Genomic DNA, 21,866 nt, shown 5'->3' with positions numbered 1-21,866 from the left:
AGGAATGATCACCCTGCTTCACGGACGACACACAGCACTAAACGTACCATGGAATGATAAACTCATTTGGTATCTATTAAATTAACACTCTACTTAACCATGCAGTAAATAAAAAGTTCTGGCATGACATGCATTGTTAATGCGAGTATCCCAGTTAATGCGAGTATCCTATTGCAAAATTATATCTGACTCTATGTGCAATGCCACAGAGCAACCTAAACAAAACCTGGAAGAGTGACTGAGTTGCGCTTATAATCCCGACTCTTAGTACGATCACTTGTATGAGGATGCGGAGGGCTGATCCTCTGCATTTTGTATAGCGCATGGATGATTTGGTGATTCTAACGGGCCCGACAGCATCGGGGAAATCGGAAGTATGTGAGATAATCTCCAATGAGGTTGCCTGTAGGGTAATTAACTGCGATTCAAAGCAAATTTACTGCGATGTGCCAATAATCACCGACCAGCCCACGTCTATGTCTTGTGGCTACTATCGCCTTTATGGATACGTTTCTCCAAGTCAAAACTACTCAGCAGGGTTATGGCTTGAAGATGCTAAGAAAGAAATACAGAATGCCAGGCAGGATGGACTCCTTCCTATAGTCATCGGAGGCAGCGGCCTGTACATCAACGCCCTCCTTAATGGCCTGTCTGACATACCGCAGGTAAGCAAAGAGGTCCGCGATAGGGCTATAGATCTACTGTCAACAATGGGAAAAGATGCATTCTATGAAATGCTAGTCAAAATGGACAAAAACGCAAAAAAGCTTCATAAAAACAATTCTCACCAAATTCTGAGAGCGTTTGAAGTTATGGAGCAGACCGGGATATCAATTTTTACGTGGCGCACGCAGTCTGCTAGAGTTAGGCCATTCAGAAACTATAAAATCTTCGTGCTGATGCCCTCCAGGGAAGTCTTATACAGCAAAATTAATCGTCGATTTCTGCACATGATGAGCTCTGCAGCTATAGACGAAGTGAAGCTTTTAATGTCAATGAACCTCCCAGAAAACCTGCCCATAATGAGAGCACATGGAGTACCAGAGATTGTAAAATACTTGTCGGGAACAATGGGCTTTGATGAGGCCATAGAAATCGCACAGAAGAATACGCGCCACTATGCCAAAAGACAGTGCACCTGGTTCCGCACCCAGCTACCATCAAGCGCGTCGTACTTCGCGGACAAACATCAGCTGGCGCAACATATTATCAGACTATACACCTGAAACTGCCTATTTACACAACATGGCAAAGTCTTTCCTATAATGCTTTAGTGCAGTATCAAGATGCTCAGGGGTGTTTTCTATCCAAGACAGCGGAACAAAACACGGCAACATATGTTGATTTGCTAACAACCTTGCACCCTGAAAGTGTGCCGCGCACAATGTTCTATTCTCTATGTTGCCTTTGTGTAGCGAAAAATATTCCTAGACACTAAAGGCTTAGAGTAACACAACAAAAAAAGTAAGTGCTTACCACAGGGTCCAGGCACCAGCAGCTAGTTCAATGTAAACTCGCTGACTAAAGGTGTTTCTCAGCGTAGTATTCTCTTGTGCTGCCTTTGTGTAGAAATTAAAATGCCAAGAACTTTGCTATCCAATGCAGCACGAGGAAAACACAGAAACATCAGTGTATTTAATCAACCCTCTACCCTGAAATTGTAACGCAGCACAATATTCTCTACGTCCCTTCGTACGATGCAACAGGTTGCAATGAGGTGAAATGGCAACGTTTACTCTATAAGCCTTTGTATAGCGCAAAATATTCCGAGACACTCAAAGTTTAAAGCAACACAATAAAAACAAAACCTATGCACTTACGGCTAATTCAGTGCCATCAGTAACACTACGGGGCTCAGCACAGTTTTGCTTTATACCTCCTTCCTGCCACGATACAATACCCCAGGGCACCTGCCACTGGGTAACAACACAACAATGACCTCGCCTATTTGCCGCAAAACTACTCCACTTGGGGTTGCATGGAAAAGTTCTCTCGATAATGCCTTTGCGTAATGAAAAAATATTCCTAGGTACTAGAAGTTCAAAGCAATAGGACCCAAGGGGCGCCAACCGAAAAGCCCCGTGCTCATGGACAATTTAAGTCGCTGTATACCGAGCGCATAGCTCCCTTTAGGGCGAAATCAAACTCACCGAGCATGGCTATTCTTAACCTTGAGACCGTTCACTAATCTATATACTGATATGCATGGATGGTAAACTCAAACGGCACCACCCCCGACGCCGCCATCCTTATGTTGGATATGGAAAAAGAAAGCTGCACCTTCCTAGTTTGAGTATCAACCAAAATACCTTGCACTAGATGTTTAACCCTGAACTCCACCACTGCACCACGCATTGAAGAAGTACTTTCCGGCAATAATTCTACCTTGTCTACCACGGCTTCCAAAGTCACATCTTCGGTTCCGTACTTGGTTGCTAATGCTTGCACCGCAACACCTTCCTCCATGCCGTTTTTAAACCCCACAAATATCTTTCGTGAAGAGTTGTTTTTGACGAACGCAAGCTGTAAATCCTCATCACCGCGCGTGTAAGATTCATAACGCTTTACATACTCACGCGCCAAGTACTCCGACAGAACGCTTTCCTCTTTCTCGTCTACATCAGCACTTAAACGCTTAATTATTAAGAACTCATCACTATATCTATCAGTGTACTTAATAAAGCTAAAATCTGTCCTGGTGGGAAACATTGAGTATATATCTATCGCTAAAAAGAGCGCCAAAGACGTGAGCACAACCAGGATAAAACTAAGCCAAGCACGCTCGGTAGTAACCGCTAGATATCGCGTACAATACCACCGGAGAGCCCCCTCAAAGTATTTCTCCTTTTCTCCTGTAAAGCTTACTCCCATGCCTCAACACTCATTCAACAACATACGAAACAGCCTCTGCTGCAGATGGTACACACGAACAGTTACAATTGTGTTTACGTAAAACAACTACTATCCCTTAGCATAATCCTTCCCCTTTTACCCGAAAGAATCCTACGAATAGTGACAAAACCAAAGCAAGCCATAACTCCAGCATGAGCGTATCTCATAAACCCTACCTTTTCTCTAACAACAAGCGCCAGAGTGGTATACAAACCACTGAAGCGCTTCTGCACAACTCTTTTGCATCCTCCCTGGTACCGCGCTAGCCATCAGTAGATTCAAGCTCCAAGTTCTTTGACGTCTTGACTCCAAGACTCTTGAGATTTTTAGTTCTAGACAATATATTTCCATGTCCTTCTGAAAGTTTCTTCATGCTTTCCCGATACACGCCGCTCGCAGCATCAAGCTGTTTTCCAAGCTTGCGCATATCTTCCACAAAGCCTGCTATTTTGTCGTAAAGGGCCCCTCCTTGACGGGCAATCTCCATGGTGTTTCGATTCTGTCTTTCAAGTCTCCACAGGGATTCTATAGTCCTGAGAGTGGCAAGTAATGTTGAAGGACAGACTATAACTATCTTCTTGCACCACGCATATCCGTGCAGCTCTGAATCAGCGCGCAGCATGAGAAAATATGCACTCTCTATAGGAATAAACATCAGAACAAAATCCGGGGCATTTATGCCCTCAATGTCGGAATATCTTTTACCAGCCAAGTCATTCACGTGCGATCTTACCGAGTGCACAAACTGTTTGAGGTACGTCATCCTTACTCTCTCATCCTGCTTTTCCGAACAGTACCTTTCGTAGTGCACCAAAGACACTTTAGAATCCACCACTATATGCTTACCTTCCGGCAAGAGTACCACAACATCGGGAAACTGCCTTCCGCCCGTTACACCCTGAAGAGCCATTCCGGTGCTTTGCACCTTATAATCCTGATCTTTCCTCAGTCCTGAGTCTTCCAAAACCTTCTCTAAAATAACTTCTCCCCAACAACCTTGCATTTTTGTATCACCCTTTAACGCACTAGCCAGGTTTTCTGCCTGCAAGGTTATTCTTTCATTGGCCAATACTATCCGTTGGATCTCGTTTTTGAGGGAGAACTGCTCCTTACCGTGACGCACAAATGCTTCTTCGAGTTCCTTCTTCAAGGTATCCATGTTCTCCTTCACCGGAGCTAGAAGAACATCTATCCCTTCCTTGGAAATCTTACTAAACTTGTCCATCTTTTCATCAAATATCCGGTTAGCAAGGTTCTCAAAATGCAGCTTATACTGCTCATCCACAGCCTTGAAGTAGGAATCTAGCTGTAGCTGGTTGTTCTCAAGATTCTTTTTCTCAATATCAAGCACCAAGGCCTTATCTCGCACAGCCTGCAGTTCTTTGTTTAGCGAATTCACCTCTTGACGCAAAAATTCGTTTTCCCTTTCCCCATCTTGCAATCTCCTGACACAATCTGCCTTTTCCGCTTCCAGATCTACACAAAACTGCCTAGGCACCCTAGTCTTTACCAATATTAAGTAGGTGATGAAGGACACTATCGCCCCTTCGACAACCAGCATAGCCATCGTTGACGCGGTAACATTAAGAATCATAAACAGGCCGATACTTGTGGCAAAATAGTACTGACAATTGTATGGCTTATCGTATAGTATGTCTAAATTCTTCTGCATGTGTGACGGACAGAAATGCACGATATCGACTTCATAAAAAATAATCCTTCTATTTTTGATAAGGCGATGGAATCACGCGGGCTTTTGCCTATAGCTGGAGAGATAATAGAGTTGGATAACACAAGACGTCAGCTGCTGTCTGAGTTGTATGCTCTCAGAGAACAACGAAACATTATCGCCAAGGAAGTTCCCTTACTAATGAAAAAGGGCTTGGATTGCGCGCAACACGTTGAAAATTCCAAAAGCATCTCCAGCTCCATAAAAACTCTCGAAGAGCGTTTACGTGATGACAGAAAGCTTGTAGATATCCTGCACAACCTGCCCAACATTCCCGATGACAGAGTACCGTTAGGAAAGACTGCTGACGACAACGTTGAAGTGCGCACCTGTGGAAAAAAAAGAGACTTTACCTTCAGCATAAAACCACACTATGAACTGGGTGAGAATTTAAACCTCATGGACTTCCGCAGAGCTACCACGTTGTCAGGATCCAGATTTTCAATACTCAGTGGTCAGCTTGCTAAGATAGAAAGAAGCTTGGCCAATTTTATGCTGGAGATGCACACCCAAGAATTCGGCTATCGCGAAATATTTCACCAGGCTCTGGTTAATGACCAGGCTATGTTTAATGTTGGGCAACTGCCAAAATTTGCTCTAGATTCCTTTAAAACCACCAATGACATGCGTTTGGTCCCTACCAGCGAAGTTATTCTGACAAATCTGGTTGCCGAGAGTAGTGTCCCTTATAGCTCATTGCCCTTACGATTCACCGCATACTCCCAGTGCTTTAGAGCTGAGGCAGGAAGTGCTGGGTTAGACACCCGCGGCATGATCCGACAACATCAATTCAGCAAGGTAGAACTGGTAAGCATCACTGAAGCCAACCAATCCGACTCAGAGCTAGAAAGGATGCTCCACATCGCAGAAACAGTTCTTAGCCGTCTTGAATTACCCTACAGAACAATGTTGCTATGCTCCGGTGATATGGGATTCTCCGCCAGCATGACGTATGACATAGAAGTGTGGATGCCCGCCCAAAATAAATATAGAGAAGTATCTAGTTGCTCAAATTGTAAGGACTTCCAGGCAAGAAGAATGACAGCAAAGTGTTTTCGTGTAGAAAACCAAAACAAAATTTCCTCTCTCGTCCACACTTTGAACGGTTCTGCTTTGGCAATAGGCCGCACCATAGCTGCAATTTTGGAAAATTATCAAAACCCCGACGGCTCAATCGCAGTACCAGATGCCCTAAGGAAGTACATGGACACCGACAAAATAGTCCCTTCTCTCCCCCTACCATAAAGCTCTACTCCGAAGCTAAGGAGTACAACATCTTTGAGCGCCACTACGCAAGTAAGGTCGGGAGCGACGTCTCCATGCGGAATACCGTGTATGATCAACACAAATCTGAAGCCGATAAAAAATCTCCCGCCAAACATAACACCGCCAACAACGCGCAATTTATTGCCTATGTGAAAAAAGATTAGGAAATCAAAGTGTGCTTGTGTAACAGCTCACAGACTGCATTTAGTGCGCCACAAATTCGCCCTCCCTGCACTCTACATTGAAAATTCAGCTGTCAAATACAAATATAGCTGCATAATGGCTCCGTGATATGTTTCGCAGAGAATATCAGGACAGTACAACAAGGAACGGCAGCCCGCTAACGTACATGCAGCACTGGAACTGCTCTAATGCCAGTAGCCCCCCAACAACCATGGCATAATCTCATAAACAAAATCACGCGGTGCTAAGGATATGTTTGTAACAAGGTAAGCAGTTAGAGCCACAGGTTAATAGCCATTATGTTGCCGTTTAATTTTTAAAGCCCAGCGAACAAGAAGCCCCTTGATTCACAACAAACACCTGATAAGACCTGGCACTTTTCCCTAACGCAAAGCAAGATTCTCTCATCCCCCAGCAATGACATCAAACTATGAGTAGCAAAAACACTATGATAAACCCTATGGCCGATGAATGCGGGAATGATAACCATGCGCGCCACATCAAGATTTAAAATTCACACAGGTTGATCACGTACCGACACCGACGGAGTTGAGCTCACACGCATTCGAATATATGTGCATGCTCGCCAAAAAACCACACAAACATCCATACATTTCGGGCAGTCGCACCCGCGCTGAAATTAAAAATATCACCACTTGACCACCGGGGGCATCGACATCATTAAAGCATCTGGATCGCCGTTGGTCATGATCCCAAACCTAGTGCCCCTGTCATATAGCAGATTGAATTCCACATATCTGCCACGCTTTATCAGTTGATGCTCACGCTCCTCTTCAGTCCACCTCTTGTACATCCTCTTCTTCACGATAGCAGGGTAAACCGAGAGGAAGCATTCCCCCACAGCACGGGTAAACGAAAAGTCTCGGTCAAAATCTTTCTGTAGGTAATCGTAAAATATTCCACCAACGCCCCTGGGCTCTTTTCTGTGTGGCAAATAGAAATACTCTTCACAATTTGCCTTAAACTTGCCGTAGTATTGGTTGTCAAATAGATCACACATCGCACGCAAGTTATCGTGAAAAAAGGATGTGTCATCGTCGTTGCTGTACATAGGTGTAAGGTCTATTCCCCCACCAAACCAGCTTTTAGCGGTACATATGAATCTAGTGTTCATGTGTATGGCCGGCACATGAGGAGAACACATATGAGCAACTACCGAAACCCCACTTGCCCAAAACTGGCCACCACTTTCTACTGCACCCGGAATCTCAGTGGAGAAATTTTCCCCCATTTTCCCGTGTACAACAGAAAAGTTCACCCCTGCCTTTTCAAAGACGGATCCGCGCAATATCACTGACTCCCCACCACCGCCGCCATCTCTTTGCCAACTTCTGCGGCTCACATCAGGAACTTTGTCAGAAAACTCAGACTCGATAACAAAAAACTCGTCGACTATTCTGTCTCTTATGCTCGAAAACCACCGGGAAACTTCGTCTTTTTTCTCATCCATAACCAACAACTGTAAAACTCATTACCAAGCCAAACACAAACAGAGCCGCCTGCATGGCACCATCCACTATCTACAAAACATAGAATATCTAAGCAAACTAGTCCTTGCAAAAATTACTGCAGATCCTTGCGCCAGTTCCATGAGTGGTAAACAGCTCAGCTAGCAACACATGCGGCTTAGCCCCATGAACAACATGTGCAGTGCCACAGGTTTCACGCGCAAATTTAACACAGGTGTGAATACGCTGCACCATAGACTCGGAAACCATACCATCATTTAGTAACCTTTCCACCTGATCAGCAGAATCAGAAAGCACATCACTGCCGCGTTGCATATCCGTAATATCCTCGGCATTATCAGTCAAGATAATAAGCTTCTCCGCCGCCAATGAGGATGCTATAGCACCTGCTACTAAATCGGGATTGACCACATGCGTCGTACCATTAGATCCACTGCAAATCGGCGCTATCACTGGGATAAAATCGGATTCTTCGAGAAAAAACAAAAGGTCAGTGTTGACGTGGTTAGGCTCTCCCACGTACCCAATATCCATTATTTTTTCTACGTTATTAGGCTGGCCACCACGCTCTGTAAAGCACACCTTCTTTGCTTCTATCAGATTCGCATCTTTACCGCTTATACCAACGGCATACCCGCCGTTATTGCTTATTAACTGCACAATCTCTTTATTGACAATCCCAGAAAGGACCATCTCCGTTATTTCTAAAATCTCAGAATCTACGACGCGAAAATCGTTTACGAAAACACCATCTTGACGGCCGAATTTTTTCAGCGCCTCTTCTACCCTATGGTTTCCACCGTGCACTACTATTGGATTGATGCCCACTTGCTTCAGAAGCACAACATCGTTGGCAAAGCTCTCAGCCAGTTTCAGATCCTGCATGGCAACACCGTCATATTTGACAACGAAGGTTTCACCAGAGAATTGTTGAATACACTTTATAGACTCTGAAAGGGCCTGTGCTTCCTTTACCCACCGCTCATTTCCGGAACCCTGTCCTGCATCAGAATCAAGTCCCTGTTTTCCGCCGGCACCTTCAGATACATTTTGAAACTTCATTTACCAACTCCTTTATTCCCCTTCCAGATCTACTACTCACATACATTACGGGATGTGCCAAAAAACGACTTTCCCCGATCTGGCCCTGTACGAAAGATGCCATGGCACTTATCTCTCTCTCAGAGAGTTTATCAGATTTCGTAAGAACTACACTGTGATGAACCCCATGTTCTTCCAACCAACCTAGAAAATCCCTATCTGTGTCCTTGAGACCAATCCTAGAATCTATAAGCAAAAAAAGCCGCTGTAAAGCTTCCCTGCTAAGCAAATAGTGTTCCATAACCCCTAAATATCCTGCTATTTCCTCTTTTGATGCCTTGGAGTATCCATATCCAGGTAAATCAACCAAAGCCACTATGCCTTGATTTAAGTAGAAATTTATTTGCCTTGTGGAACCGGGATTGGAAGAGGTTTTTGCATTTCGCTTATTCCTTGTCACCGCATTTATTAGGCTGGACTTCCCCACGTTTGAACGCCCTGCAAACGCTATTTCGGGGACATTAAGGCGAGGAAAACCCTCCTTGTCCTTGACCCCCGCAAAGAATTTACAACCGAATAACATAGGGGCCCCTCAAACATCGACATTAATGCCAAAACGCATTAGCTAGTAACAACAATACCAGATCTTATCAATTTGAATTGTTTGATCTTCAAAGAAAATGCATCGCATTGAGGGACATCTTAGAATTTACTTCCTTTCAAGCAAGAGAAAAGCAAATTACCAGCCATTTCCCCCGCTTGCACGATCTAATGGGACTGCACCCGGGACAGCACTATCCTACTTTGGTAGCTACCAGCACTAAGCCTTCCGGGGCGCTTAGTCTAATGCCGCAATGACTTTACCGACATTGCCCCGCCGAACGACCGGGCGATTGATGAGCCTGCACACTTTCAACGTCTATGAGACTGCTAGGGGGAGGGCTACCCGCTGCTGCAACGCCACCTTTCGCACTTTCTGAGACGCTTTGTAGTTCGGGATCTTCTTCTCTTGCGGCAGAAGCTGCGATTTGCTCATCATTTGCCCCACACCTCACCCATGGGCCACTATTACTCGCATGCCCGCCTCCTTGACCAGCAGTCATACCTATTCCCTCCGCTCTACATACACAATTTACGCGCTATTGTACCACAATTTGCCACAATTGTCACGATATGGGCCACCTTGCGGAAGAGTTGCAGGCAGCTGTTGCGCGCTTTTTATGCATCATCACATCCCCGTGTTTTTGCCTACTATGATCACTGGCACCCTTTGGCGTTTACGCCAGAAACCTCGACCCTGTAGCGCTCTTTAAACAGATAGTCAGGATTTCTGCGGCTTCCATTGGCTTCGCTAGATCTTGCTGCTACACTCGACGCACAGCACAGTCATAACACCCTCCGCGCTTCCACTACCTGAAAGCGCTTCCACACCACTGTCTGCCATTGCTCCCCTTATTACAAATCATGTCAACATCTGTATTTTGACGACTCACTTTAATCTTTATTCATACTTTCTCACTGAGCGAATACAGAATCTATCAAAGGCCTTGTAAGGTAAGTTTTTACGGACACAATCTGCAACTATATTGTAAAAATACTTGCTCAAATCAATGCGCGTAATTTGTTGCCAAAGATGACGCAAAAATTTACAATTCGAGCGTGGAATGATGTCACTGTTGTGGTTCACTCTTGTCTTGGGTACGCCCATTCTTTCTGGCGTTTGGAAATGCAGGTTTAGTTATGAGCTTTGAAAACAGCCTGGAGGGGTTGTCTGAGAAATTTCGCGTCTTGAAACAGCAGCTTTCGGATCCGGAAGTCTTGGGGTCACAACAATACGTCGCTGCGTCACGCGAGTATTCTGATTTGCAGCCAATCATGGCTCTGGTAGAAAAATACCAGGCAGTGCAAGACGAAATTCTGGATCTGGAAGAGCTGGCAAACTCCGCTGACACGGACACAGAACTACGCAACATGGCCAGAGAAGAGTCGCATGCAAAGCAGAAGCTCTTGCCGAAGTTGAGACACGCGTTACAGCTTGCGCTGCTACCTAAGGATAAAGACGACGATAGAAACGCCATCCTGGAAATCAGGGCAGGAACTGGTGGAGAAGAAGCGGCACTCTTCGCTTACAATCTCTACAAGATGTACATAAAGTACGCCGAGAGAAAAAATTGGAAGGTCGAGCCAATTAACATCTCAACCACAGGCATAGGAGGCTATAAGGAAGCTTCGCTCAGTATCGGTGGAAAGAGCGTCTTTGCACGCCTAAAGTTCGAATCCGGAGTCCACCGGGTACAGAGGGTACCAGAAACCGAATCCTCTGGGCGGTTACACACTTCGGCAGCAACAGTAGCTGTATTACCTGAGGTAGAAGAGGTCGATTTAAAAATAGATGAAAAGGATCTAAGGATAGACGTCTACCGATCTAGTGGTCCTGGTGGCCAGTCAGTCAACACTACCGACAGTGCAGTGCGCATAACACACATACCCACTGGTATTGTTGTAATTCAACAGGATGAAAAGTCACAGCACAAGAATAAGAACAAGGCCTTGAAAGTTTTGCGGGCTAGACTGTACGACATGGAAAAGCGTAAGATAGACGACGAAATATCCAAGATGAGGAAGAGCCAGATCGGTTCTGGTGACAGGTCTGAACGCATCAGAACATATAACTTCTTACAATCAAGAATTACAGACCACAGAATTAACCTCACATCATACAGGCTAGACTATGTCATGAGGGAAGGAGACCTCGATGAGTTTATCGACGCACTGATAGCTGAGGACCAGGCGAACAAACTGAAACACATTGCAGATTAGCCTGTGATAGCAGGATTCAGCCAGCACTTGTAACACAAACTTCACAAAACATTGCTTTTCCTGGAGGGGAATTTGTTCGTCCATCGCTGGTGAGATATAAATTGCCAATCGATGTCTATATGCTTCCATAAAATGCAAAAACATATTTGACACACAATATAGGGAATCCTTAGCACAAAATGTTTTGTAAATAGCAAGCACCCTTTGGTAATTCTCCTTAATCACAGCGAAAAAATCACCTGATACTTTTTGCCAATGTCACATTTGAGCCACAACCCACTGCCGAACTTGTTACACTGCACGTAATACACCTAAGCGCAACCCCAAACTCAACCTACTCATATGTCTCTTTGCGCGCAGATTAGCAACTTAACCGATGTAGCTGGCTGAAGTTTCATAAATTTACTATGGAAAACAACTAAACAACCATAAAATAAGGACACGTAATCTCTGTTTGCTACTATAGATAACTATAACTAAGATCGTGCCTTACTGTGCATTCACTGCTAAGTGGACGGAAGTTGCACGCATCTCCGGTAAAATGCTTAGCCTTGCGCGAGTGCGATTGCTGAACCGCTGTTGCCCATATAAAACTCCTCAGCACACAAAAGAGAACAAAAACGATTCCGTGTACTAATCTCCTGTACGACTTTACTGCCTTCGGTGGGCAACACCTAAATTTGCAATACTAACACCGTGCCGCTCCGTTGATAAATCTGTATTGCACGCCAAATCGGCATTATAGGAAAACCCGACAACGCACAAATATCTTTAGCATACAGCACACACAATAAGTAATACTACCAGCAACAAATATGTACCTTGCCGCTCATGTATCCACTTATCGCTGACTTTGACACTCTTGGAAATACGCACAATGCATAAGACACGTTGCCACGTATAGAACACCACAATCCTGCAACCGCCTACCTCGCACCCTACAAGATCCGGTAAGTAAAACAAGAAACGCGCACAAGGTACTAAGGCCTGCGCTTTGACTATTTCACCTGTTGGTGTGCAGGAATAAAATCACAGCACGATAACACGATGAAAACCTGCATCTGCACTTTGTGTATTACTATGTAAGACACAAAACCACCTTTATATTCCGCAGGGAAAGGCAAATCCGACTTGCAAACTCAACAGTCAAACTTACAGTCCACTACGCAAAATATAGCATTTACAAATATACTATTGGCAGCATTGAAGTCGCACGGAAGATCATTTAGTGCTCTGCAGAAACTGTGCTTTCACTTTGAATCCCAATAGAAAACTCCATGTCGTATATTTTAAAAGCCCAAAACAGATCAATGGTGATAAACTACTGTAACAGTGTTTGTTGCCCATGTAGCAGCCTTTTTGTCCCTCACAGCCGTACAAGAGACTCCGTAGCGTGCACCTGAATGGCAAAATATAGCCCAACTAAGCTTGATAACCCACAGCAACTAACCTTCTACAAGTCACCAGCTACTCATAAATACTGCAATACTTGGCACTAAAACACGTCGCATTAAAACTGCACCATATTGAAACAACTCACAGCCCTTTGGCCACATTTTGTAGCTAACTACCAAACCAACAAAATGTGCCATATTGCCAATACATATAGCAATACAGCTGCTATCCGCTCGCGTTAGCAACAAATGCTTCCGTAACGATCAGACGGTAAAAACCCCTCAGACCCACACACCATTGAAAGGCTCAACCAGCTAGCGACCCCAACAGCACAGGGTATGTAAGCAGAAGGTAAGAGCCGTGCTCCAGAGCACTGTACAAAACACCTGTGATGGCCCCTCAGCAGGAAAAATCTTCGACGCCATGTCGGCAATTAACTCACGCTTCGATCAAAACTCATCACCTATAGCGGCAGGTTATCATGTTTACGCCATACACGATCAACCTTTTTATCACGAAGCAAACTCAAGGCAGCATGGATACGCTCCCTGGTGGATGATGGCACAACAACATCATCTATATAACCTCTCGATGCCGCCACATAAGGGTTCACAACCTTGCTGTTGTACTCAAGAATCAGCTGCTTAAGACGTTCCTGATCTTGCTCACGACGAAATATGATGCCAACAGCACCCTCAGCGCCCATCACAGCTACTTCAGCGCTTGGCCAAGCATAGTTTATATCACCACGCAGGTGCCTAGAGTTCATCACTATATACGCCCCTCCATAAGCCTTACGCACGATGACGCTTATCTTAGGTACGGTAGCTTCCGCATATGCGTATAAAAGTTTTGCCCCATGGCATATAATCCCAGAATACTCCTGAAAAACCCCTGGCAAAAACCCCGGAACATCTATTAAAGTGACTATGGGTATATTAAAAGCGTCGCAGAACCTTACAAACCTCGCGGCCTTTCTTGACGAATCTATATCCAAACATCCCGCCAGATGCATTGGCTGATTAGCGACTATACCAACAGCATGCCCTCCTATTCGCCCAAAGCCAACAATCACATTCTTGGCATAATCTGGCTTAATCTCAAAGAAATAGCCCTCATCACATACCTTGACAATCAACTCATACATGTCATAAGGAACGTTACTATTCTGAGGAACAAGCGTGTTCAAAGAAGGACTCTCCCGGTTCACCGGATCGGAAGTGACGCGAAACTTCGGAGAACTCCTGTTGTTAGGCGGAAGAAACGACAAAAACCTCCTAACCTGGACTAAAGCATCAATTTCATCGTTGAATGCAAGGTCAGCAACCCCGGTTTTGCGGGCATGCACAGAAGCACCACCTAATTCTTCCTGTGTGACATCTTCAAAGGTCACCTTCTTGATCACATCAGGCCCCGTAACAAACATGCACGAACCCTTGATCATGAATGTAAAATCTGTAAGTGCTGGGGAATAAACAGCCCCACCGGCGCACGAACCCATGATCACCGATATCTGCGGCACAACCCCTGACATGTCCACATTACGCTGGAAAATCTCCCCGTATCCCGCAAGCGAGTCCACACCTTCCTGTATCCGAGCTCCCCCCGAATCATTTATACCAATAACAGGAACACCTGCCTTAGCTGCAGTATCAAACACATGGCAGATCTTCTTCGCGTTCATTTCGCTGAGAGACCCACCAAAAGTAGTAAAGTCCTGGGAGTAAACACAGACCTTTTGACCATAAACCGTGCCACTACCTGCTACAACTCCATCACCTGCGACCTTTGTGGTATCCATGCCAAAATTTACAGCTCTGTGTTCCACAAAAACCCCGTACTCTTGGAATGAATCACGATCAAGTAGAACATCAAGCCTCTCTCTGGCGGTTAACCTTCCTCGACTATGTTGTTTTTCTATCCTAGCAACACCACCACCAAGCATGAGTTGAGATCTTTTATTCTCCAATTCTTGCAGTACCGCAGAACTCATAACATACCCTAAAAACTTAACTACTTACTTACACACCAGCGGAAATCTATACTTTATTTGTCGTCCATACGCAACCGCTAAAGCGGCTGATGAGTGTTAAACGTGGTTGCACATTACAAGTAGTTTAGCAATTTTACGCTAACGACGCCACCTAACTGCGTAATATTTGAGACACACAGCTGATTTCGGAAAACACTGCTCCGCAGCAAAAGTGGAAAATTTTTAACAGGCCCGTGTTCCTACAAAATTTTCCAGTAAAACTCAAACTGACAAGCTCAGTACTCGGTGCTACTTTTGGCATTTCATACAAAAAAACGTGCTTCTGCCACACTGACGATCAACCTCTATAGCAGTTCCACATTGATAACAGCCTTTCCCAGCCCGGTTATATACTTTAAAGTGCATTGGAAACCTCCCGACATCACCAGAGGGAGCACGATAGTCCTTTATTGTGGAACCACCAGTAGCTATAGCAAGCTCCAGCGTGTTTTTGGTTGCAGCGACTATTGCCTCACATTCGACACGCGAAATAGTACGTATTTCCCTATCAGGCAGCACGGAAGCTCTAAATAGGATCTCGGACGCATAGATATTCCCTATCCCGGCAACAACTTCGCCCCGCATTAGAGCTGGTTTGATCTTCGCATTACCATGAATACCCATTATATAGTCTACGTTAAAAGCAGGCGAAAAAGGATCAGGCCCTGACTTGGAGAGCATATTGCTAAAAGATTTTTCATTCATCACCGAAACTAAACCAAACCTACGTGGATCGTTGAAAACCATAAAACAGCCATCGTTCAGCGTGAAAACAACATGGTCATGCTTCTCCGCAATGTAAGCGCCTACATGTAAAAGCCTGCCACTCATCCCCAGGTGAAAGACCATAATATCACCGGAATCCAGCTGCATAGCCAAATACTTAGCAACCCTGTATACAGAAACTACTTCACGCCCCAAAACCAATTGCCCAAAATCTGCAGGAACTTCTATTCGTAAGTCCCTTCTGTTAACAGTGACGCTATCGACCCTCTTGCCCAGTACCTTGCTGGCTAGAAATCGCGCTACTATCTCCACTTCCGGTAGTTCCGGCATCGCCACCACTAGCTTTCTTCTTACGCCTAGTTATATTCTCCCTGAGAAGTTTTGATAACCTCTTTTTTCTATCCTCAACATTAGCGTTTCCCTTTGACTTACCCATGGCAAAAAACTACAATCCTCTCACGGCCGTTATAGCTTAGTGGTAGAGTGCTTCCTTGGTAAGGAAGAGACCCAAGTTCGATTCTTGGTTACGGCACCCTCCGGACAGAATGTTACTGTTTTTTTCCATACCTGTGCAGTATTTTCATTGTTACAGCGTCAATTATGTTAAAATCCGCTAAGCATCAGTCACTATGTCGAAATTTTTTATAGGTTCCATGCCGTGAGTGTCATTACCAGATTTGCGCCCTCTCCCACTGGCAGTCTCCACCTGGGAGGAGCAAGGACTGCCCTCTTCAATTGGTTATTTGCCAAGAACAAAGGCGGTAAGTTTTTGCTGCGCCTTGAGGATACAGACAGACAGCGATCTTCTGACATAGTGGCGAAATCCATATTGGATGACCTAGCCTGGCTGGGACTAGGACATGATGGGGAAGTCGTTGTGCAGTCCTTGAGAACCTCAAGACACAATGAAGTCGCGCAGGAGCTCATACTACGGGAAAAGGCCTACTACTGCTTCTGCTCGGAGGAAGAGATCAATTACCAACGGGAAGAATGCGAAAAAAAGGGAATATACTATAAACATCTTTGCCCATGGAAAGACGCTAGCGGTCCGAAGCCGGAGTCATCGTCGAGTGTTATCAGGCTTAAAAGCCCGAGCGAAAGCGCTGTAGCGTTTATAGATGGCATATATGGAAAGATATCCGTAGCAAATGAGCAGATTGATGACATGGTCATTATAAGATCAGATGGAACTCCCACATATCAATTAGCCGTGGTGGTGGATGATCACGACATGGGAATCACGCACATTATTAGAGGTTCTGATCACCTCAATAACACAGCAAAACAAATAGTGCTCGCTAGGGCACTTCAATGGAACAGCCCCGAGTTTTACCACATGCCACTCATACATGACGAAAATGGGGCAAAACTCTCCAAGCGCAACAAAGCCCCTGGAATACATGAATATAGAGAACTAGGTTTCCTTCCAGAAGCTATCTGCAACTATTTGCTAAGAATGGGCTGGAGCTACCAAGATAAGGAAATTGTGTCTATAGAAGAAGCTATAGAGCTGTTTTCAGTAAAGAATATTGGCGTTTCATGTTCATGCTTGGACTACAAAAAACTAATGTTTCTCAATCACCATTATCTGGGAAAAAAGAGTGAGCAAAAGGCCGTAGAGATGTTATTACCGGTGTTGGAAGAGCAGCTTGGATATCCCGTAAGCGGAGATAAAATTTCGCTGCTGCACGCAGGCGTGAAGAAGCTTTTGGAGCGTGCCAAAACGCTCGTTGACCTGGCACGAGATGCAAAGTTTTATGTACAAAGTGTTCCTATAGACAGAGATTTAGAAGCGCAACAAGTGATAGCAGCCAAGCATAACATACTCCCTACTATCGCAGATAGCATGTCTAAGGTTCAACCGGATGATTGGAAAAAAGATCACCTAGCAGCACAAATAAAGGAGCTATCTAGTTCTAGAAACATTGCGGCTAGTGATATATATCATCTCCTACGCGCTCTTATTGTTGGAAGACTGCAAGCACCGAGCATATCAGAGATAATGGAAATACTTGGAAAAGAAGAGTGCTTGCTACGCATAACCCACAGTTAACGCCTAAGCGTTCTCTTCTTACTATGACTCACCAGGTACACCACTTCTTGTATTTGTATTATGGAACTTAAAGCACACACGCCGCTTTCGCACCGTAGGTCATCCCCGAAAGCGATCTAATATTCAGAAAAAGAGTTGCCTTGGCAACAGCCTGGCAAATGTTACATGGTCAAGAAAAACAGAGAAGAGCATTTCCATTGCAAGAAATCTTGAAAGGGAAATGCTCATTTTGGTACAGTTTTACGTCTAATCAGGTACAAAGCCCTATTCTTGAATTAAGGCAAGGCTTCAATTTAGAATTTCACCTTCATGCCAGCAAGTATGACTTGTCCCCTATTGCTACCATCAGTTTCTGAAGGCTTCACAACTTCTGAGGACACTGCAGCATAGTTATGGTAGTTAGCAAATAGCTTGCTTTTCACTCTAGAAGCATCGCCTGAAATATCATACTCAGCCCCGAATGTCATCTCATCAAGCCTGTTGCCACTGTAGCTGCTCCCCCTATAAGCAGCCGATACATACAGGGCACCAAAGTCATAGCCACCACCAACTGTCCAGAAAGATGTACCTTCTGTGTTTATCACCACTCTGTCCGCGTCATTCAGTGAGTAACTACCGTTCTCAAAGTAATACATGTTGCTTACTTTATCAATTTTACCAAGATACCCGTACGACACCGCAAATTTGACACCCTTATACTTCAGCATACCACCAAGGGCCACATTCTTGATACTGTCCATCCTTGGAAAGTCGACACCACGTCTGTTATCGAGGATACGAGATTTCGGCTTGGCGTACTCGCTCACCATAGAAATCTTGAAATCCAAGCCATTAAAGTATGAGCTATAAGTCATCCCAATATTTATGAAATGCTCATACATTGGAAATATAAAACGAGTTCTGTCATGTTTTGGGACGATTGGAAGTGTTAATATTTCCCTTGACCATACGCCACCTAATGAACGCAATGCTGTCCTGCCATCAATATGCACCACTTGATCAGTGCTGATAGCGGAGTTTGCTGCAATCATCTGATCTTCATCAAAGCCGAAAGGCGCGTAACTAACACCCAGCTTTAACCCCCCAAAACTCGGAGAAAGGTATGAAAACCTGAGCGGCAAAGCATTTGCAATACCGAAAGTTCTGTCCGTCGCAGCAGGCTGCACGGTGTTACCCGAAAATCTGTTCGCACCCTCTGTTATACTCTCGCTATACAGTCCCGTGGAAAGATAATACACATTCTCCAGGTAATGCGCTCTCAAAGCAGGCAACAATGGTACGTTGCCCTTATTCACTCCTGAGAGTGGGTCACGTACTCCTTTCAAGTTCACGTACCTCATCCATGTGTTGCTGTTATCTCCTGCACCGATGCTAAATGCATCTATTCTCATGAGAGAATCTACACCTGGCTGATAACCAAAAGCAAAGTCACCGTAAGAGGTGTTCAGATAAACCTTCGCCCCTCTATTTCTAATTTGTCTGTAAGATGTATAATCCGCCTGTTGAGAATATGGAACATCCAACTCCATACTACAACCGTAGTAAATTCCATATGTGTCATTTCTTCCTTCAGCGGTAACATACAACATGGCGTCCGTCGCCACACCACGATCCCCTAGCTGTTCTTGGGAAAGCAATAACTTGTTTTTTATTCCTTGATCTTGATAGTACCGATCTCTAAACGCAAACCACCCGTGAGACATCAAGGATCCACCTACATCTATCGCCGGCGAGACACTTATGTATCTCCCTAAGCTACCCCTGTTCTCAACACGCTTGATCTGCACTTCTCTGTCACTACTTGACGCCTTCTGATTAATGGAGGATGCTTGCGCATCACTCATTCCATAAAACATTAACAGCGATGCAAGAGCAGTAGATATGGAAACTCTCGTCATTTTGTATTACCTGATTAAACGTTGAAAAACATATTAACTGTACGAGCTATACTTAATAAGTGAGAATATGTCTGTCAAGGAATTAATACTGATAAAACCTAATAGATTTAGGATAGACAAGAAAATTTAATGATTTTCTCAGATTATAGCCTAAGATGCGTCACTGCAATAGTTATATAATTTATATTTTCCTGGAAAATATAAATTATATATGAAACTTACTAATATGCGGCGTTATGAAAAGTCTTATGTATTTCCTAAACAACACAATATTACAAGAATAATGACTTATATATCATAATATATGTGGATATAAACACGATAAGGCAAACCGCATCCGAGAATCACTTCTGATTTATTGGAAAGAAAGAAGTGTCACCTGTCAAACATGAAAACAAATGACCAAAAGCGCCTTTGCCGTCAAGAACAGCGCTTTCACAGTAAAAAAGCAGCACCACCTACCAAAATACGCAGGTACACGACCAAAACCTGCCAGTCAACAGCGCCCGACCGCTATCAGGACAAGCGCAGTTGCAGACATGAAACCAGATGTGCCTCACCGCGCGCAATCAAACCCACTGCACAAAGCAAGCCACAGAACGCAAAACCACACGCAAGCCCAACTTACCCGCACAAAGAATCCCCCCCCCCCAACTCACCAGGGGAGAGAGGACCCTTCACACCTAGCCGCCAGACTAAAAGGTAAATCTCAAACCCGTCAGCGCCACAACACCTGAGCTCTTCGTTGTACCCCTACCTTTCAAATGGAACTCACCCGACCGCGACTGCAGCAGATACTTCCTATAGTACTGCTTGGTCGTGTAAAAATGGCAATTTAAGAACATCTCCAAATTCGCACTACCCTTCCTATAGACGTTATAGCCCAAGCCAACTACCACATCGTGCAGCTCATTAACTCCATCGAACGGAGAAATGAAATCACCAGATTCCTCATATCTCGGAACGTACCTTAGCGGGTTGTAGTTCAACCTACTCACATAGTACCCCACACTAGCAGTAACCGGGCCATCCGTATAAGACAAAGAAGACACAAGGTAAAAGGAATGACCTTGTTGCTTAGCATAAGGAACCCTGATTCTCGACCCCTCTGTCACAACACCTTTACCGTCCATTTTAACGTATGACTTAGGCTTACCAGACTTTCCAAGAAGACCAACGGCAAACGCCCCGCGTACACCACCCCAGTGGGCCTCCGCCCCCGTCGAAACTGCCGCCAGGTCATTATACTCTACAAGCCAGCCGGCGCCTTTATAGCTGTAATCCATCGGCAACACGTCTTCAAGCCTTCCACTGCGGGCGTACTCCCCACTAAAGACCACGGCCATCCTTCTCCTGGCCTTTCCAAGTTCGTATCTCAAAGCCGCACTCAAGACATTACTATACCCCGGTTTCGCATCGAACCTAGGCGTACCCAGCGCAAGGACTTTTCGCCCCTTGCAGACACTCTCCCCAATATAACCAGCTCTGCAATCCCCAATAACTTCGGCAACCTCAAACTCGGGCCCCCGATAAATATTATTAGCACCGGGAGTTAGAGCGTAGCTGAACCCGATATTGACCCCCTTAACTTTTGGAGAAACATAGCTAACTCTACTCGGAATAGAATTAAAAACATCTCTAAATTTCGCAGAATAACCATGCACCCGCTCCCAGCTACCATCGGTCCTCAGCAAATTTTCACTATAGAGTCCAGGATGCATATGAAATGGAACCCCACCGGTGTATCTCTGAAAGTACCTCGTATATCTACCCCACGCAGCACCCGTCTCACCGGCAATTTTACCTAAGACATTCACCTTCATTGAAGACTCGACTCCCTCTTGATAACCGAGAGAAAACTCACCTAGCATCGTTTTCGCAAATATCCGACTCCCTTGCCCAGAAAGTGAGTGCAACACAGATCCACCAGCTGCACCGACAGGCACAGACAACGTAAAATCCGCACCGTACACATTACCAAACTTATCACTCCCAGTCCTAAGGCCCACAGAAAGCGCGGCATCATAACCAGCACCCCAAGTATTCAAACCCTTAGCCAAAGACCTATGAAGGTCGTTACCTACATCAACATAACCATAATCCCGGTAGCCAACCTTAGAACCATAAAGCTTCAATACCAGGTCGCTTCCTTCCTTCCCTTTTTCATTGTTCACGTCGCCGTCGTTCAAAACCCATGCATAAGACGAAACCCTACCAGTAACTACAGTACGCTCCCCATCGACCTCCCCCACAGTTGAGACAGCAGCACCTGCAGCATTATGCACAAGGAGAAGCGTCGCAGCTAATGATCCTGCTACAAAAGAACTACGCATAAAAACCC

The 21,866-nt window shown here is 44.9% G+C and carries 15 protein-coding genes and 1 tRNA gene; 5 read left to right on the top strand and 11 right to left on the bottom strand.

Annotated elements, in window-relative coordinates:
• Window positions 1-323: 323 nt before the first annotated feature.
• Window positions 324-1,226, top strand: coding sequence for a tRNA (adenosine(37)-N6)-dimethylallyltransferase MiaA (gene miaA / locus ANPL_RS01835; RefSeq protein ID WP_169193099.1), 903 nt, complete (start codon window positions 324-326; stop codon window positions 1,224-1,226).
• A gap of 958 nt (window positions 1,227-2,184) precedes the next feature.
• Here miaA and ANPL_RS01830 read toward each other — a convergent pair.
• Both ANPL_RS01830 and ANPL_RS01820 read right to left on the bottom strand, forming a co-directional pair.
• Window positions 2,185-2,871, bottom strand: a complete 687-nt coding sequence (locus ANPL_RS01830) for a hypothetical protein (protein ID WP_169193098.1) — start codon at window positions 2,869-2,871, stop codon at window positions 2,185-2,187.
• Between the two features lie 283 nt (window positions 2,872-3,154).
• Window positions 3,155-4,486: a DNA recombination protein RmuC gene (locus ANPL_RS01820; protein ID WP_236822892.1), complete on the bottom strand. Its 1,332-nt coding sequence runs from the start codon at window positions 4,484-4,486 to the stop codon at window positions 3,155-3,157.
• Window positions 4,487-4,579: 93 nt separating this feature from the next.
• Here ANPL_RS01820 and serS point away from each other — a divergent pair, with 93 nt between their 5' ends.
• Complete coding sequence (serS, locus tag ANPL_RS01815) at window positions 4,580-5,866, top strand: serine--tRNA ligase (protein WP_169193096.1); 1,287 nt, start codon at window positions 4,580-4,582, stop codon at window positions 5,864-5,866.
• A gap of 853 nt (window positions 5,867-6,719) precedes the next feature.
• Here serS and hemF read toward each other — a convergent pair.
• The 4 genes from hemF to ANPL_RS01795 form a co-directional block, all read right to left on the bottom strand.
• Window positions 6,720-7,541: an oxygen-dependent coproporphyrinogen oxidase gene (hemF, locus tag ANPL_RS01810; protein ID WP_169193095.1), complete on the bottom strand. Its 822-nt coding sequence runs from the start codon at window positions 7,539-7,541 to the stop codon at window positions 6,720-6,722.
• Window positions 7,542-7,638: 97 nt separating this feature from the next.
• Entirely contained in the window at window positions 7,639-8,622 is a 984-nt protein-coding gene (gene argB / locus ANPL_RS01805; RefSeq protein WP_169193094.1) for an acetylglutamate kinase, read from the bottom strand.
• Window positions 8,600-9,184, bottom strand: coding sequence for a ribosome biogenesis GTP-binding protein YihA/YsxC (gene yihA / locus ANPL_RS01800; protein WP_169193093.1), 585 nt, complete (start codon window positions 9,182-9,184; stop codon window positions 8,600-8,602). The genes argB and yihA overlap by 23 nt, the downstream gene beginning before the upstream one ends.
• 277 nt (window positions 9,185-9,461) lie before the next feature.
• Window positions 9,462-9,704, bottom strand: coding sequence for a hypothetical protein (locus ANPL_RS01795; protein WP_169193092.1), 243 nt, complete (start codon window positions 9,702-9,704; stop codon window positions 9,462-9,464).
• A gap of 637 nt (window positions 9,705-10,341) precedes the next feature.
• Between ANPL_RS01795 and prfA the strand changes: the two genes are divergently transcribed.
• A complete protein-coding gene (gene prfA, locus ANPL_RS01790) occupies window positions 10,342-11,421 on the top strand; it encodes a peptide chain release factor 1 (protein ID WP_169193091.1) in 1,080 nt (359 codons plus the stop codon).
• Between the two features lie 1,858 nt (window positions 11,422-13,279).
• Here the strand turns inward: prfA and ANPL_RS01785 are convergent.
• The 3 genes from ANPL_RS01785 to ANPL_RS01775 form a co-directional block, all read right to left on the bottom strand.
• On the bottom strand, window positions 13,280-14,809 hold the full coding sequence (locus tag ANPL_RS01785; RefSeq protein WP_169193090.1) for an acyl-CoA carboxylase subunit beta: 1,530 nt from the start codon (window positions 14,807-14,809) through the stop codon (window positions 13,280-13,282).
• Window positions 14,810-15,097: 288 nt separating this feature from the next.
• The gene (gene mutM, locus ANPL_RS01780) at window positions 15,098-15,904 is read right to left on the bottom strand and encodes a bifunctional DNA-formamidopyrimidine glycosylase/DNA-(apurinic or apyrimidinic site) lyase (protein WP_169193089.1); all 807 of its coding nucleotides are present in this window, start codon (window positions 15,902-15,904) and stop codon (window positions 15,098-15,100) included.
• Window positions 15,831-16,010, bottom strand: a complete 180-nt coding sequence (locus tag ANPL_RS01775) for a hypothetical protein (protein ID WP_169193088.1) — start codon at window positions 16,008-16,010, stop codon at window positions 15,831-15,833. The genes mutM and ANPL_RS01775 overlap by 74 nt, the downstream gene beginning before the upstream one ends.
• Window positions 16,011-16,035: 25 nt before the next feature.
• On the opposite strand from ANPL_RS01775, the gene ANPL_RS01770 reads away from it, so the two are divergent.
• Window positions 16,036-16,106 (top strand) — tRNA-Thr (locus ANPL_RS01770).
• Between the two features lie 126 nt (window positions 16,107-16,232).
• Window positions 16,233-17,627, top strand: coding sequence for a glutamate--tRNA ligase (gltX, locus tag ANPL_RS01765; protein WP_169193087.1), 1,395 nt, complete (start codon window positions 16,233-16,235; stop codon window positions 17,625-17,627).
• A gap of 293 nt (window positions 17,628-17,920) precedes the next feature.
• On the opposite strand, the gene ANPL_RS01760 is transcribed toward gltX, so the two are convergent.
• Together ANPL_RS01760 and ANPL_RS01755 are read right to left on the bottom strand one after the other, a co-directional pair.
• Window positions 17,921-19,525 carry a porin gene (locus ANPL_RS01760; protein ID WP_169193086.1) on the bottom strand — a complete coding sequence of 535 codons (1,605 nt, stop codon included), beginning with the start codon at window positions 19,523-19,525 and terminating at the stop codon, window positions 17,921-17,923.
• 695 nt (window positions 19,526-20,220) lie between these two features.
• The gene (locus ANPL_RS01755) at window positions 20,221-21,858 is read right to left on the bottom strand and encodes a hypothetical protein (RefSeq protein WP_169193085.1); all 1,638 of its coding nucleotides are present in this window, start codon (window positions 21,856-21,858) and stop codon (window positions 20,221-20,223) included.
• Between the last annotated feature and the right edge of the window lie 8 nt (window positions 21,859-21,866).

The sequence above is a fragment of the Anaplasma platys genome (assembly GCF_012790675.1).
GTDB lineage: Bacteria > Pseudomonadota > Alphaproteobacteria > Rickettsiales > Anaplasmataceae > Anaplasma > Anaplasma platys.
The sequence above is the reverse complement of the archived record's forward strand: the minus strand, read 5'-3'. Positions and strand labels throughout refer to the sequence as shown.